We start from the raw sequence: 14163 nt of genomic DNA, 5'->3' as shown, positions 1-14163 counted from the left end.
ATCAGCCACCAGGCCGTCTGACCCTGCGTGATCAAGCACATACGGCGAAGTCACCTCCGGGCGTCACTCCAGCCCGCCGGATTGCCTACCCTTAGTACATGTCACGTGACGAGACCGCCGGCCTCCGCGCGGCCCAGCTCCGGCTCGGACGCCTGCCCGGATACGTCCGCCGGCCGGACCCGGCCCGCCGCAGCGGCGCACAGGGCCATACCTACAAGAAGGGCTGGGAGGTCCGCTTCACCGCGCGCAGCGAGGCGGAGATAGCGGAGATCCGCGACCTCGTGGTCGCCGCCGGGTTCGCCCCCGCCCGCCCCTTCTTCAAGGGCCACCAGTTGATCCAGCCCGTCTACGGGATGGCGGCCGTCCAGGCCTACCTGGCGGCTAGACAGGTGGCCGAGGAGCACGCGGCGCGCACGGCCGACGGGCGGGCCCGGCGGGGCTCCGGAGCGGCCCGCCTCCGCAGCGCCACCAAAGCCGCACACGAGGCCGCGCACGAGGCCGCGCAGGAAGCGGCCCACCAGACGGCCCACGAGGAACAGGAGGCCCAACTGGCCCAACAGACCCAGGAGATCGAGAAGGCCGAGGAGACCGGGGAAGTCCAGACGATCGAGGGAATCCGGCAGGACGCCGGGCGCGAGGACGTGGAGCACGCGACCGCGCCGCACGAGGGCGCGAACGCCCGGGGCCGCGAGCACGAGCGGGAGCGGCTGACCGCCGCCACGGAGGCGGCCGGGGCCGCAGGGGCCGCGGCTGCGGCGGCCGCGCGACTCGCCCGCCGCCGGGCGGTCGAGGCCTTCCCCGCCCAGCTCGCCCGCGGCACCACACCGGACGACCGGGCCGTCCCGGCGGAGAGCCGCCGGGCGAGTTCCTGACAGTTCGTCAACTTTCGTCTCGTACACGGCGATCCGCCGACGAAGGGCCGGGCACGCGGGACGCGTGCGACGGGGCCGGCCCACCACCCCGCCCCCCGCCCGGGGGCGCCGCCGAACGGCCCGCTCGCGGCATCGCCGCAGCCCGGCACGGTCCGGCGAGGACCGGGCGGCGCGTGCACGGTGGTGCGCCCGGTGGTGCGGGCGCGGCTTCGCGCCGCAGGCGTGGACGAGAACCGCCGAACCGCCTACGGTGGCACATCACACCCTCTGCGGTGGCGCGCCGAACGGCTGCCACCACCGGCCGGATCACCCCGCTGACCGGCCACGGAGCTCCGCGTCCACGCCTCTGACACCACTGCGCACCACTCCCCGCCCGTCCGCCACCGCCGCACCGCCCGCCGACCCCCCACCCGGCCACCGCCGGAACCGGCCGCGCGGCGGCGCCTTCCGGGCAATCCAGCCGATTGGTAACCCAGCGCACCGAGCGCCTACCGTAGAGTGAGCACAGATGATCGACCGTCAGAAGCCCATCTCACTTGCCGAGAAGCCGAGATGACCCAACGTCATGACAGCACCGCCGAGCCGCCTCCGGGGCCCGGCGAACCCGCCGTACCGCTGGAGTTCGCGGCGTTCTGCGAGCTGCACCGACCGCGGTACCTCAGCTATGCCCGGGTCTGGCTGCCCGACCCGGACCGCGCGGCCGGCGCCGTCCAACAGGCCTTCGCCGAAATCGCCGTGCAGTGGCGCGAGTTGCTGGGAAGCTCCAACCCCACCGCGCACGCCTGGCAGATCCTGCGCGATACCGTCGGCGACCACACCCGGCAGAACGGGCTGCCCTCCGGCCGTCCCGACACCCAGGACCGCCCGGCCCGCCCGGCCGACGACGACCTGGCCATCCTGCACTACGTCGTCGGTCTCGCCGCGCCCGAGATCGCCGACGTCATCGGCACCGACACCGCCAGCGTGGCCGGCCGCCTGCGCCGCACCATGCTGCGTGAGGCCTCCGGCTGGTGAGCCGCACGAGCGCGCGCCCGTGAGCCGGTGACCACCCTCGCCGGCCCCCTCAGACCCGCTCACCGGTGACGTCGTACAGGTGGTGGACCGGATCGTGCACCAGGTAGCGGGAGAACGACTCCACCGTGAAGCGCGCCCCGTCGCTGCGGTTGCCGGTGCGCTCCCACCCCGCGCCCGTCACCCCTTCGAACGCCGCCGCCAGCACCTCCGCGGCCTGCGTCAACTCCCCCGCCACCACGGCCGGATCCTGCTCGCCGTACCGCTCGGCGACGGCCGTCTCGTCCTGGTCCCAGTTGGCGAACAGCGGGTCGTCCCGGTCCAGCATCAGGGCCAGCCGGACCTGGAACAGCCGGAAGACGTCCCGGACGTGGCACGCGTATTCGAGGTCGGACCAGATCTCCGGCCGCGGCCGGCGGCGCAGCGCCGCCGGATCGCCGGCCAGCACCCCCGCCCAGGCCGCCGCGTTGGCCCGGATCATCCCGGCCACGTCCTCGCGGCCGATCGCCCCGGCGTCCAGCCCGCAGTCCGCGCAGGGGCGCTCCAGCACCCACGTCCAGTCCTTGGTGTCGGGGACGATCGCGTCGTCGCCGGCCGTGCCGCTGATGTGCTCGGAAGTGCTCATGCGCCCAGGATGGCCGCCCGGGACCGCCCCCCACCAGCGGCGTCAGCGCCAGCGGTCGCCGAAATCCTGCCAGCCCCGCCGCCCCCGGCGGCCCGGCGGGCGGCGTCAACACGTCATCCACCCTTGGGGGGCTCTCCGCGTACTCCGTTCGGCTGATAACGCCGTCCGGTCCCGTCGACCGGCCCGACTCGGCCGGCAGCGGCACCTGCGGCCCCGGGAAGGGCGGGCGAATTCACTGGCGGGAACGGAGCGCTCCGGTCCATCCTGACCGGCATGCCGACCTCCGCCCGTGATCCCCACGCCGCCTTCGACCCCGGCGCGCTCGCCCGCAAGCCGACCCTGCCCGGCGCCACCGTCACCCTCGTCCCGCTCTCCGCCCGGCACGCCGGCCCCATGTGGGAGTCCACCGACGACGAGGAGACCAACCGCCTCACCGGCACCCGCCGGGTCTTCACCGAGGACGAGATCCGCGACTGGTGCGCCACCCGCCCCGAGCAGCCCGACCGCCTCGACCTCGCCGTCGAGGACCGGGCCACCGGCCGCTTCCTCGGCGAACTCGCGCTCAACGACGTCGACCCCGACAACGCCTCCGCCCACTTCCGGATCGCCCTCGCCCCCGGCAGCACCGGCCGCGGCATCGGCACCGAGGCCACCGTGCTGCTGCTGCGCCACGCCTTCGGGACGGTCCGCCTGCACCGCGTCCAACTGGAGGTCTACGCCTACAACCCGCGCGCCGTCCGCGCCTACGAGAAGGCCGGTTTCCGCCACGAGGGCCGGGCCCGCCAGGCCCACTTCTGGGGCGGCGCGTACCACGACGTCCTGCAGATGGCCGCCCTGCGCCCCGAGTGGCTCGCCGCTCACCCCTGATAGGGCGGCCACTGCTGCGGCGGCGGCGGATAGGCCTGGTGCGCCGCCGCCGCGGCGGCCCGCGCCCGCCGGCGCCGCCCGCGCACCACCAGCAGCACCGCCACCACGACGCCCACCAGCACCACTCCGGCGACCACCGCGGTGCCCATCAGCACCCACTTCACGCCGCGGTTCTCCGCGGTCACCGGCACCGTCACGGGAGGCGGCGACTCCCACTCCTCCTCGCTCGGCGAGGCGGTCACGCCCCCCTTCGCCTCCGCCCGCCCGGCCAGCGGATTCTCCCGCGGCCCCCCGTCCACCGCCGGATTCACCTCCAGCGCCTTCGCCGGCGACAGCACCCCGTACCCGTACCGCTCGCTCGGCACCGCCGATCCGTCGGCGGGCGGGGTGGCGCTCTTGATCATCCGGTTGATGACCTGCCCGGCGGAGAGCTCCGGGTACTTCGCCCGGATCAACGCGGCGGTGGCGGAGACGTAGGCGGTGGCGTCGGAGGTGCCGTTGGCGACGCCCTGCGAACTCGTCGACTTGGCACCTGCCCGGGGGATCTCCGCGCCCGGCGCCACCAGGGTCGTCTCGGGACCGGAGCTCGACTTGCTCCAGATCAGCCCGTTGCGGTCCACCGCGCCGACCGCCATGACCCCGGGGAAGGCGGCCGGATAGTCCACGGAAGCGCCCTTGTCCCCGTCGTTGCCCGTACTCGCCACCAGGACAACGTCCTTGTCCATCGCGTACTTCACCGCCGCACGCTCGTCGGGGTCGGCCCCGGAAGGCCCTCCGATGGACATATTGACGACCTTCGCACCGTGGTCAACGGCATAGCGGATCGCCCTGGCGATGTCCGACTGGTCCGAGGGTGACTCCTGAGTCAGATCGATCCGAATCGGAAGGATCTTGGCCTTGGGTGCCAGGCCCACGATGCCGGCCCCGGTAGCGTGGCCGTGGCCCGCGATGAGACTCGCCATCCCGGTGCCGTGGCCGTTGGTGTCCACCGTCCCGTCGGTCTTCTCCCCGGTGAGGTCCACTCCGGCCAGGACCTGCCCCGTCAAGTCCTGGTGCTCCTTCAGCACGCCGCTGTCGACGACGGCAACCGTGACACCTTCTCCCTGCGAGACGGGCCAGATCGCCGATTCCGCCCGGTAGGTCACAAGGGGCCACTGCGCATCGCGCACATTCTCGGCATGGACAGGACCCGTGCCCACGGCCGCCAGCAGTGCGCCGGCCATCAGCACAGCCGCCCTGCGGCCAAGACGCCAGCTCCTCAAGTCCCGCCACCCCACTCAGCACAGAGGCCGCCCTGCAGCCTGGACGGCCGCAGGGCACCCGATCGATCGGCCCAAGACCCGCAGGCCGGGCGTCATTCCACCACGTTCGGATTGACCGGGTCGTCCGACGCCCAGGTCTCCTCGTCCTCGACGAGGTAGTCGGGACGGCTCCGCTTCCTCTCGTCGTCCCTCCGGCCCCGGTCGACGCCACCCAGCGGAACCATGGGCGTCTGCGCAAGCGGGCTGCCCGCACCGGTCTCCGGCCGGATCCGTCCGCGCGCTCCCACGCCCGAACCGCCCTCGGTGAAGGCCTGCTTGCCACCGCCGCTCCTGCCTGAGTGGTCCTCGGCACCGACAATCGCGCCACCGACTCGACCGGCCTTGCCCTCGACGGTGCCCCTGCCACGGTCGGCGCCCGCGCCGACGCTGCCGCCACCACTCGCCCCTGGCATGCCCTCGGCCCCGAAGACCACACCGCTGCGGCCGGCCCCGAACCTCCCCGGAGTCCCTTCGCGGCCACCGCGCGCGGCTTCCGAAGCGACCTGCCCGTTCCACCCGGCGCCGGGCCCTTGTCCCTGCCTGACAGCCGGGCCGAAGGACTGCGGGATCCCGCTCGGGTGGGAATTACCTGCGCCGTTGCCGCCCTGCGGCGCGACGGGCTGCGTGACCGGGCTGTTGGGCAGGGTCTGGTTTCCGCCGTTCCCCGGCGAACCAAGGATCGACGTACCGCTCCCCCCGGACGGCAGCGGCCCGCCGGATGTCGACGGCGTGGGAACGGCGGCCGCGCCGTCCACGACGGTCCCGGCGCCGAACTTCGCCGGCGCGGCCTTGGGTGGCGGCATGGCAACGCCGCCCTTGACACCGGGGTCGGAGGGAGCCGACGGCGCCTTCGAGAACGACGGGCTCGTCCCTTGCGGGTTCGCGCGTCCCGCGCCGACCGTCCGGGGATCCGCCACCGCTCCCTCGCGCGGGCGGTACACCGGCGCCGCGCCGGGGCCGACGTTGCCGACACCGACCCCACCGAGAAAGCCACCCACAGCGGCGTAGCCGCTGGAGCCCGCGTCGTCGGCCGGGCCTTCCGTGAATTCGTCCTTGCCCCTGCCCTTGCCCGGTGGCCCCGGGGGTGGTGGGGGCTTCAGCATCGGACTGGCCGTGCGGTAGTGCATCGCGAGGGTCTGCAGGACGGTGGCGGCTTCGGACTTCTTCTGGTTGGCGATGTCGGTGCGGGCGTCCTCGTCGTCGGCGCCGAAGAGGGAGGAGAAGGTGTCGCCGACGCCGTCCTTGAACTGGGCCCAGCCGCTGGGCTCCTCGGGCATGTCGCGCTTGGCCTTGGCCATCGCCTCGGAGATCGCCTTGAGGGTGTTGGCCGCGTCGTTGGCGTAGGAGGCGGTGGTGTTGATGGTGGTGGCGAGGTGGAGCATGCGGGCGTGGAAGGCGTCGCTGGTGCTGCCCTCCCAGGAGGTGGCGGCCTCGGTGCTGGCGCGGGTGAGGGTGGCGCGGATGGCCTTGAGGGTGTCCGCGGCGCGGCGCCAGGGGTCGGCGGCGGCCATCACCTCACCGGGGTTGAGGGCCTGGACCATCTTGCGGAGTTCGGCGTGGCTGTAGGCGCCGAAGTCGGTGTACGTCACCGGACCCCCTTCCCGTCGTCGTGCCGGGCCGGGGCGGTGGTCGCGGCGTAGGCGGCGGTGCTGGTGGCGGAGGGGTTGGCCACGGACCAGCCGTCGTCGCCGAGTTTCAGCTTCGTCTTGGTCCGGTGTTCCTGCTCCTCGTAGTTGGTGGCGGTGAGTTCGGCCTTCTTCTGGGCCTCGTCGACCGCGTCCTGGAGCTGGTTGAGGACGTCGCGCAGGCCGTCGCGCATGGTCTGGTAGCGGCCGTGCAGGTCGGTGGCCTCGGCGAAGGTGCCGAGCGAGCTGGGTCCGATGCCGCTGCGGCCGTGTGTCGCGTTGCCGTCGGCATGACGCTGGAACTCGGCCAGCAGCAGGCGTACTTGGGCGGCGAAGGCGTGCAGCTGCTCGACCTCGACGCGGTAGCCGCGTCCTGCCCCGCCGGTCGATCCGGTTCCGTTCCCCGTTGCCACGTGCGGCGCCTCCCCCGTGCGTCCGGGCAGTGTGTCGTTGACGGTTCTGGTGAGCCAGTCATGTCTAACACACGGGCCGGTGCTCTGGTGGGCCGTCAGTCCGCGTCCGGCGTCCGGCTCGCGGCGGCGAGGGCGCGGCGGCAGAGCGAGTCGGCGTGCCGGGTGGTCTCGGGGAGGCGGTAGCGGGGGGCGAGGGCGAGGGTGGCCTCGACGGCCTCGGCGAGGCCGATGCGGTGGCCGACGGAGACGAAGACGGGCTTGACGCCGGGACGGGTGCGCAGGGCGCGGCCGACCTCCTCGCCGGTGGCCGGGTCGGTGAGCGGGGTCGAGTCGCCGCGGGCGGGGCCGGGTTCGCGGTGGTCGAAGGTGAACGGGGTCTTGGCGACGCCGAGGGTGCGCAGGCCGGTGAGGACGCCGAGGTGGCTGGCGAGGCCGAGGCGGCGCGGGTGGGCGAGGCCGTAGCCGTCGCAGACGACGGTGCCGGGGCGGTGGGTGAGGGCCGCGAGGGCGTCGAGGACGGCGGGGAGTTCGCGGAAGGCGAGCAGGCCGGGAACGTAGGGGAAGGCGATGCGTCCGGTGGCGGTGGCCTCCTCGACGACGGCGAGGGTGGCGCGGTCGAGGACCACGGCGGCCGCGACGACGAGGTCGCGGGCGTCGTCGTAGGCGACGTCGACGCCGGCGATCAGCCGGTCGTCGCCGGCGTCGGTGCCATCGCCCGCGGTGGCTCCGATGGCGCCGGCCGGCCGGACGAGCGGGCGCAGGCGCTCCTGTTCGGCGAGCGCCTCGGCCTCGGTGGTGGGCCAGTCGGCGGGGATGGGCACGGCGGTTCCCCCTGGGTGCGCGGAGCGGTGGTGCGGTCGCGCCCACGGTACCGAGCGGGTCGGACGGGCGGAGCCGCCGGTCCCGTACCCGCCGACCGGCGCGCGGAGCACCGCGCGCCGGTCGGCGGGTACGAGCGGGGGCCGGACGGTTCAGGCGGTGGAGACCACCACCGTCTTCGCGGACTTGTCGTGGATGCACTGCCGGTAGGGCTTGTCGAAGACACCGAACAGGCCGTCGATCAGCCACCAGAGCCCGGCGCAGCAGAGCACGGCGGGCACGATGAAGACGGCCGCCCTCGTCCAGGCGGCCGCCTGTGTCGGGGAGTTGCCGTCGACGAGCATGGCGACCCGGATCTTCATGGCCTTCTTGCCGAGGGTCTGCCCGTCCCGGCTGAGCATCAGGCCCTCGTAGACGAGGTAGAGCCCGCAGGCGAGCCAGAAGGCGCCGGCCGAGCCGGAGCGGTCGGAGAGGGAGGCGAACGGCAGGACCAGCAGGACGGCGACGGCCTGCACCAGCAGGTAGTCGATCAGCCGGGCGAGGATCCGGTTGGGCCAGCTGCCGAGCGGCGGCATGCCGGGGACGGGGCCGGCGCCGGGCGTGCCGTACCCGGCGGGGCCGTAGCCGGGCGGGGGCTGGTCGTACGGCGACCCGCCGTAGGGCTTCTGGCCGTACGGCGGGCCCGCGGGAGCGCCGCCGTAGGTGCCGCCGTACGCGCCGGGGCCGCTGTCCGGCGGCGGGCCGGCGGGGGGCGGAGTGCCGTACGGGTCCGACGGCGTACCTTCCGGCGTGCCGCCGCCCGACTGCGGGGGCTGCTTGCCGAAGGAGGGCTTGCCGCCCCCCTCCGGCTCGGGGCCTGAGGGGTCGTAGGTGCTCATGCCCCGAGTAGAACATCACACTTTGTATGAACTTGGGATATTGACTCCGTTTTGTCCGACATGGCCATCGGACGGAAGGCCGGGCGAGGTCAGAGCCGGACGACCCGGGTGCGCGCCGCCCGGTCGTGCCAGCCGCGCCGGGCGGGCCGGTCGAACAGCGGCCAGAACAGGCCCGCCACCAGCAGCGTCGAGAGCTGCCTGACCAGCCAGCGGAGCAGCGAACGACCGATCCCCGGACGGTCGGGGGCGGTGGCCGCCGCCGTGCGGGCCACCGCGACCACCCGGATCCGGGCGAGCCGTTTGCCGAAGGTCTGGCCGGTGCGGGCGGTCGGCAGGACCTCGTAGAGCAGGCCCACGAACAGCAGGATGCCGAGCAGGACGGCGGCCTTGCCGAGCACCGTGCCGTCGACCAGCCAGACGTCGATCTGGCGGTGGGTGAGCCGGCTGGCCATCCGGGCCTGGTCGAGCTTGCGCTGGAGGTGGGCCTCGACCGAGCGGCCGAGCGGGGCGCCCGCCGCGACGGCGACCACGGCCAGCACGGCGGTGTCGACCAGGCGGGCGGCGACGCGGCGCCCGAGCCCGGCCGGCAGCGCCGCCGGGGCCGCCCCGGCGGCCCTCACCCGGCGGCGCGGGGCGGGGGCAGGGGCAGGGGCAGGCGAACGGACGGCGGCGGGACGGGCCGCGGCCGGACGGACGGCGGACGGCACGACAGGAGCGGCCGGCACGAAAGGGGCGGGCTGCACGGACGGCGCCGGTTCGGCGTCCCGCACGGCCGCCACCGCCGGGAGCGGATCGGCGAGCGGATCCGGAAGCGGATCCGGGGCCGATACCGGCGACGGGGCGGGCGGCGCGGCCTGAACCGGAGACGGCACCGGAGAGGGCATCGGCGACAGCACCGGCGACGGCACCGGAACGGGCCGCGGGCCGGCCGCTTCGGAGCCGCCCGCCCGCTCCGGGGCGGCCGGCGCTTCGGCGGGCGGGTCCTCCACCGCCTCGGGCAGCACCCCCCAGGACACCCAGCGCGACGCGTCTCCCGAATCCCTCGGGCCGTGCCACTCCCGGTGGTCCGCCCGCCCCCCGACCGGCTCCGGTCCCGGTACCGGCTCCCGCCCGGGCTCCGGTTCCGGATCCCGCCGGAACACCCGCCCGGCCGGCTCCACGCCGGACGCCCGCTCCCCGCCGCGGCGGAACACCGGCCCGTTCTCCGGCACCGCGAAGGTGAACGACGCGCCGCCGCCCGTCTGGTCCAGGTACACCGGCCCGGTGTCCCCGCCGGAGGACGGCCGCCCCGCGGGCTCCCCCGCCGGCTCGTCCGCCACCGGCGGCGGCACGTACCGCCCCGCGCCGACCGCGGCCCCCGGCCGGCGGGTCGCGTACCGGGGCGGTTCGAGCACCTCGCCCTCCGCCGGGGCGGGCCGGCTGGTGCCGGGCACCCAGGCGGACCCGCCCCAGTAGCGGACGAAGCCGGGGACGGAGGGGTCGGGGTAGTAGCCCGGCGCGGGACCGGCGGCGGTCTCCGTGCTGCCGCCGGCGTGGGGCCGGTCCGTCATGGGGGCTCGCTTTCCTGGCAGGCCGATGCGGCTCGCCCGGCGGGGAGCTGTGCGCGACGGTGGCACGGGCGACCCGGGGTGGCTCCGCCGTCGGCGCGCGCGGAGGTACCGCCGAGGGGGCGGACAGTCGCCGGGCAGTCACAAAGAGTAGTACCTCGGCGGGCGGGCGGCGCCAAGTTGGCCATTCACCGGACACGCCAGGGCCGCCCACGGTAAGGAAGACGGCGCGAACGCCCGGCCACGCGCCCGTCGTCCCGGGCGCACCACTGCGCACACGACCGCCGTCGAAGCTCCGCAAGAAAACCGAGAAATCCCGGAAACCCGTGTAAGAGCGCTCCCTGACCGCGCTCTCCCAAGGCACAGGGCCCTGAACCGGGCACGAACCGCAGGCAGAGAGGAACCCGATCATGGAGCGCCCGACGAGCGTGGTCGAGCACGAGCTGGAGCTCAACCTGGTGCTCTCGCCCGAGCACAGCGTCCCCGTGCCGGCCCGGCTGTCCTACGGCAGCCACGACCCCTTCGCCGTGCACATCACCTTCCACCTGGACACCGGCTCGCCGGTGACCTGGGTGTTCGCCCGGGAGCTGCTGGTGGAGGGCACCTTCCGGCCCTGCGGCCAGGGCGACGTGCGGATCTGGCCGACCCGCTCGGGCCGGCGCAGCGTGCTCTGCCTGGCGCTGAGCTCGCCGGCCGGGGACGCGCTGCTGGAGGCGCCGCTGCCGGCGGTGGCCGCCTGGCTGGAGCGGGCGCACCGGCTGGTGCCGCCGGGCAGCGAGCTGGCCGCGCTGGACATGGACGGCTCGCTGGCCGAGCTGCTCGCGTGACGCGCCGGTCCCCCTCCTCCCCCCGGGGTGACCGGGCCGGCTCAGCGGGCCGCGGGGGCCTGCTGACGCTCGCGCGCGGAGTCCGGCCGCTCGCCGCGCTGGCCGGGCAGCGCCGCCGCCGGCCCACCGGCCGCCAGGCGCCGGGCGCGCACGCGTAGCGCGGCGGCCAGCAGGAAGCCGATCCCGACGAGCGGGTAGATCGAGGTCGGGATCTGGCGCAGCGGCGACAGCTCCAGCACCAGCGCGCCCTGCGGCTTGGCGAGCCACATCGCGAAGGACAGGAAGGCGACCAGCGTGGCGGCGAAGGCGACCCGCCAGCGGACCTTCCGGACGGCGGCCGGACGGGCCCGTTCGACCGCCGCCTCGCAGGCGAGCAGGACGAGCAGCGGCACGCACCAGACCCAGTGGTGGGTCCAGCTGATCGGCGAGATCAGCACGGCGGTGACGGCGGCGCAGCAGACGCCCCAGGCCTCGGAGCGCGAGAGCCAGCGCGAGCTGCGGGCCGCCCAGGCGGCGACGCCGAGGCCGGCCACCGCGACGACGACGGCCGCCAGGGTGGCGGCGGTGCCCGGTTCGGCGGTGTGCAGCAGCCGGGCGACGGCGCCGCTGAGCGCCTGGTTGTCGACGATCTCGGTCTTGCCGACCCGGGAGGAGTCGTAGAGGTACTTGGTCCAGAAGCCCCAGGTGGCGTCCGGCAGGACGAGCGCGCCGATCAGGAAGGTGCCGAGGAAGGTCGCGCCGGCCACGAACGCGGCCCGGACGCGGCCGGTGAGCAGCAGGTAGACCGCGAACAGGCCGGGGGTGAGCTTGATGCCGGCGGCGATGCCGATCGCGACGCCCTTGCTGCGGCGCGCGTCGGGCCGGGTGAGGTCCCAGAGGATGAGGCAGGCCAGGGCGAGGTTGATCTGGCCGTAGCGCAGCGTGGTGTAGACGGGTTCCAGCCAGACGCCGGCGCCGGTGACCAGGATCACGCCGATCGCGCGCAGGTCCCGGCGCGGCCAGCCGACCAGCTTGAACGACAGGTGGGTGAGCAGCGCGAGCAGGCCGAGGTTGCAGAGCGTGACGGCGACGCGCAGGAACGGGATCGGGAACCAGGTCGTCGGCACGAACAGCATCGCGGCGAACGGCGGGTAGGTGGCGGGCAGGTCCCACTGCGTGACGCGCAGCGCGTAGAGGTCCTCGCCGTTGGCCACCGCGGCGCCCTCGGCCCGGTAGACGATCATGTCGACCATCGAGGTGTGCGCGAAGTGCCGGACCACCGCGTAGGCGAGCAGGGAGAACAACGCGACCGCGGAGGCGGCCAGCAGGGGCCGGCGCGGAGCCTCGCGCAGGGCGCGCAGCGGTGCGCCGAGGGCGGCGCGCAGCCGGTCCGACAGGGGGGCGGGGGCCCGGTCCGGTGTGGTGGGCACCGCGCCGCGCTCGTCTTGCACCGCTGTCACTCTTCGCTCCGTCCGCCGGTCGGCCAACCAGCGACGATACCCGATGCCCCGCGGCCCGCCCCGATCGGACCAACTACGGAGAGTGACCGGGCGGGATGTGGTGCCGGCCGGCCGTGCCCCGTTGCGGTCGGGGCACGGACGGCCGGAGTCGGTGGTGCGGGCTCAGCCGGTGTAGGCGCCGAGGGCCCGGGTGAAGTCCAGCGGCTGCTGGACGATCGAGCTGCAGCTGGCGTCGGCGTACGGCTTGGCGCCGCCCTCGCAGGCCTTGTCGCGGGTGCCGGACCACATCGCCAGCCAGGCCAGGTGCTTGCTCTTCGCGAAATCGGCGAGCTGCTTGGCGTCGGCGACGGTGAAGACCTCGCTGGCGACGTCGTTGACGCCGATCATCGGGGTGACCGCGACCTTGCGCCAGGCGGCCGCGTCGTCGAGGCCGAGCACGCTCTTCACCTGGGCCTGGGTGGCGGTGGCCGCGGCGATGGCGTACGTGCCCATCCGGCCCTGCGGGTCGGGGGCGACGCCGTCGCCGTAGTCCATCGCCATGATGTTGACCGCGCCGATCGCCACGCCGTTGTTCTTGGCGTCGGCGATCAGGTTGACGCCCTCCTGGGTCAGGCCGGAGGGGAGCACCGGGAGGGTGAAGGAGACCTCCAGGGGCTTGCCCTTGGCGGCGGCGTTCTTCTGGATCTGGGCGATGGCCTGGGCGCGGCGGGCGTTGGCGGCGGCGTTGGCGATCGCGCCGCCCTCGACGTCGAAGTCCACCTTGGTGAGGCCGTAGGCGTCGACGGTCTTCTGGTAGACGGCGGCGAGGTCGGCGGCCGAGGAGCAGGCGAGGGCCAGTTCGGAGCCGTTGGCGCCGCCGAAGGAGACCCGGACGTCGCCGCCGATCGCGCGCAGGGCGCCGATCTGGGCGGCCACCGCGTCGGCGGCGAGGTCGCTCACGCCGCCCCACTTCGGGGTGCAGCCGCCGCCGGAGACGACGAAGGCCAGGTTGAAGTGCTTGACGCCGGTGGCCTTGGCGGTGGCGACCAGGTCGTAGGGCGGGTAGAGCGAGGTGTCGACGAACGGCGTGAAGCCGGCGCCGGCGGCCGGGGCGGGGGTGCCGGTGGCGGTGGCGGTGGGCGCCGGGGTGGTGGGGACGGCCGTGGTGGTGGCGGTCGCGGTGGCCGTCGGGGCCGGGGTGGTGGGCCGGGGGGTCGCCGTGGCGGTCGGGCTCGGCGCGCCGGTGGTCGGGGCGCCGGTGGCGGTCGCGGTGGCCGAGGCCGAAGCGGTGGCCGAGACGGTGGGCGAGGCCGAGGCGGACGGGGAGGCCGTCGCGGTGGTGGTCGGGCGGCCGGACGGGGTGGGCGCGGTGCCGTCCCCCGGCTTGCAGGACGCCTTGTTGATCAGGCAGTTGCCCGGCTCGGCCTGCGCGGCGCCGGAGCCCTGGGCGACGAAGCCGACCACGACGCTCTTGCCCGGCTCCAGCCGCTTGCTCCACGCCTCCGGCTTGACGGTGATGTGCTGGCCCTCGGCCGTGAAGGTGGCGTTCCAGAGCGAGTCGATCTTCGCGCCGGCCGGCAGGTCGAAGGTGAGCGTCCAGTCCTCGATGGCGCTGCCGTCCGGGTTGGTGACCAGGTACTGGCCGGTGTAGCCGGCGTCCCAGGCGCTGGTGCGGCTGTAGACGGCGCCGAGCGAGGCGGCGCTGGCCGAGGAGGCGAGGACGACGACGCCCCCGGCGACCAGGGCGGCGGCGACCACCGAGGCACCGAGCAGCACGCCCTTGCGGCTTCGCCGGCGGCGGCCGCTGGAGCGGCGGTGGGGCTGCTGGGTCGTCATGGGGGCTTACCTCCGGGGCTGGCAGGTGTGCGGTCGGGCTGACCGACGCCGATGACGCTAACGGCGCCGAATGGCCGGAAACCGTCTGCTGAGCCAGGGGTAGAACTCCCTTACGGCGCGCTTA

The 14163-nt window shown here is 74.8% G+C and carries 13 protein-coding genes; 4 read left to right on the top strand and 9 right to left on the bottom strand.

Translation table 11 applies throughout. The annotated features are described in order from the left end of the window. Window positions 1-98 precede the first annotated feature (98 nt). Both ABT238_RS16715 and ABT238_RS16710 read left to right on the top strand, forming a co-directional pair. Window positions 99-872, top strand: a complete 774-nt coding sequence (locus ABT238_RS16715) for a hypothetical protein (RefSeq protein WP_350564158.1) — start codon at window positions 99-101, stop codon at window positions 870-872. 552 nt (window positions 873-1424) lie between these two features. Then, window positions 1425-1886, top strand: a complete 462-nt coding sequence (locus ABT238_RS16710) for an RNA polymerase sigma factor (protein ID WP_350564156.1) — start codon at window positions 1425-1427, stop codon at window positions 1884-1886. Between the two features lie 49 nt (window positions 1887-1935). On the opposite strand, the gene ABT238_RS16705 is transcribed toward ABT238_RS16710, so the two are convergent. Then, window positions 1936-2508: a DinB family protein gene (locus ABT238_RS16705; RefSeq protein ID WP_350564155.1), complete on the bottom strand. Its 573-nt coding sequence runs from the start codon at window positions 2506-2508 to the stop codon at window positions 1936-1938. Window positions 2509-2781: 273 nt separating this feature from the next. Here ABT238_RS16705 and ABT238_RS16700 point away from each other — a divergent pair, with 273 nt between their 5' ends. After that, window positions 2782-3375 carry a GNAT family N-acetyltransferase gene (locus ABT238_RS16700; protein ID WP_350564153.1) on the top strand — a complete coding sequence of 198 codons (594 nt, stop codon included), beginning with the start codon at window positions 2782-2784 and terminating at the stop codon, window positions 3373-3375. Here the strand turns inward: ABT238_RS16700 and mycP are convergent. The 6 genes from mycP to ABT238_RS16670 all read right to left on the bottom strand — a co-directional run bounded on the left by mycP (window position 3366) and on the right by ABT238_RS16670 (window position 9961). Continuing rightward, complete coding sequence (gene mycP / locus ABT238_RS16695) at window positions 3366-4598, bottom strand: type VII secretion-associated serine protease mycosin (protein WP_350760881.1); 1233 nt, start codon at window positions 4596-4598, stop codon at window positions 3366-3368. The two genes, ABT238_RS16700 and mycP, sit on opposite strands and share 10 nt — an antisense overlap. Before the next feature lie 131 nt (window positions 4599-4729). Then, window positions 4730-6217, bottom strand: a complete 1488-nt coding sequence (locus ABT238_RS16690; RefSeq protein WP_350760868.1) for a WXG100 family type VII secretion target — start codon at window positions 6215-6217, stop codon at window positions 4730-4732. A 44-nt stretch (window positions 6218-6261) separates the two neighbouring features. Further along, window positions 6262-6714, bottom strand: a complete 453-nt coding sequence (locus ABT238_RS16685; protein ID WP_350564148.1) for a DUF2563 family protein — start codon at window positions 6712-6714, stop codon at window positions 6262-6264. A 95-nt stretch (window positions 6715-6809) separates the two neighbouring features. Then, entirely contained in the window at window positions 6810-7535 is a 726-nt protein-coding gene (locus ABT238_RS16680) for an endonuclease V (protein ID WP_350564146.1), read from the bottom strand. 150 nt (window positions 7536-7685) lie between these two features. Next, complete coding sequence (locus ABT238_RS16675; protein WP_350564145.1) at window positions 7686-8411, bottom strand: RDD family protein; 726 nt, start codon at window positions 8409-8411, stop codon at window positions 7686-7688. Between the two features lie 89 nt (window positions 8412-8500). After that, on the bottom strand, window positions 8501-9961 hold the full coding sequence (locus ABT238_RS16670) for an RDD family protein (RefSeq protein ID WP_350760842.1): 1461 nt from the start codon (window positions 9959-9961) through the stop codon (window positions 8501-8503). Window positions 9962-10368: 407 nt separating this feature from the next. Between ABT238_RS16670 and ABT238_RS16665 the strand changes: the two genes are divergently transcribed. After that, window positions 10369-10785 carry an SsgA family sporulation/cell division regulator gene (locus ABT238_RS16665; RefSeq protein ID WP_350564141.1) on the top strand — a complete coding sequence of 139 codons (417 nt, stop codon included), beginning with the start codon at window positions 10369-10371 and terminating at the stop codon, window positions 10783-10785. A 41-nt stretch (window positions 10786-10826) separates the two neighbouring features. On the opposite strand, the gene ABT238_RS16660 is transcribed toward ABT238_RS16665, so the two are convergent. Together ABT238_RS16660 and ABT238_RS16655 are read right to left on the bottom strand one after the other, a co-directional pair. Further along, on the bottom strand, window positions 10827-12224 hold the full coding sequence (locus ABT238_RS16660; protein ID WP_350564140.1) for a glycosyltransferase 87 family protein: 1398 nt from the start codon (window positions 12222-12224) through the stop codon (window positions 10827-10829). 162 nt (window positions 12225-12386) lie between these two features. Then, window positions 12387-14039 carry a glycoside hydrolase family 18 protein gene (locus tag ABT238_RS16655; RefSeq protein WP_350564138.1) on the bottom strand — a complete coding sequence of 551 codons (1653 nt, stop codon included), beginning with the start codon at window positions 14037-14039 and terminating at the stop codon, window positions 12387-12389. Window positions 14040-14163: the final 124 nt, after the last annotated feature.

It is taken from the genome of Kitasatospora sp. NPDC001527, assembly GCF_040298605.1.
Taxonomy (GTDB): Bacteria; Actinomycetota; Actinomycetes; order Streptomycetales; family Streptomycetaceae; genus Kitasatospora.
Note: the sequence above shows the minus strand (reverse complement) of the source record. Positions and strands in the feature narration are given on the sequence as shown.

Excerpts from the sequence above, each read along its gene's own strand:
- ABT238_RS16715 (WP_350564158.1), top strand. The coding sequence starts at position 99 with ATGTCACGTGACGAGACCGCCGGCCTCCGCGCGGCCCAGCTCCGGCTC.
- ABT238_RS16710 (WP_350564156.1), top strand. The coding sequence starts at position 1,425 with ATGACCCAACGTCATGACAGCACCGCCGAGCCGCCTCCGGGGCCCGGC.
- ABT238_RS16670 (WP_350760842.1), bottom strand. The coding sequence starts at position 9,961 with ATGACGGACCGGCCCCACGCCGGCGGCAGCACGGAGACCGCCGCCGGT.
- ABT238_RS16705 (WP_350564155.1), bottom strand. The coding sequence starts at position 2,508 with ATGAGCACTTCCGAGCACATCAGCGGCACGGCCGGCGACGACGCGATC.
- ABT238_RS16675 (WP_350564145.1), bottom strand. The coding sequence starts at position 8,411 with ATGAGCACCTACGACCCCTCAGGCCCCGAGCCGGAGGGGGGCGGCAAG.
- ABT238_RS16690 (WP_350760868.1), bottom strand. The coding sequence starts at position 6,217 with ATGGTCCAGGCCCTCAACCCCGGTGAGGTGATGGCCGCCGCCGACCCC.
- ABT238_RS16665 (WP_350564141.1), top strand. The coding sequence starts at position 10,369 with ATGGAGCGCCCGACGAGCGTGGTCGAGCACGAGCTGGAGCTCAACCTG.
- mycP (WP_350760881.1), bottom strand. The coding sequence starts at position 4,598 with ATGGCCGGCGCACTGCTGGCGGCCGTGGGCACGGGTCCTGTCCATGCC.
- ABT238_RS16700 (WP_350564153.1), top strand. The coding sequence starts at position 2,782 with ATGCCGACCTCCGCCCGTGATCCCCACGCCGCCTTCGACCCCGGCGCG.
- ABT238_RS16655 (WP_350564138.1), bottom strand. The coding sequence starts at position 14,039 with ATGACGACCCAGCAGCCCCACCGCCGCTCCAGCGGCCGCCGCCGGCGA.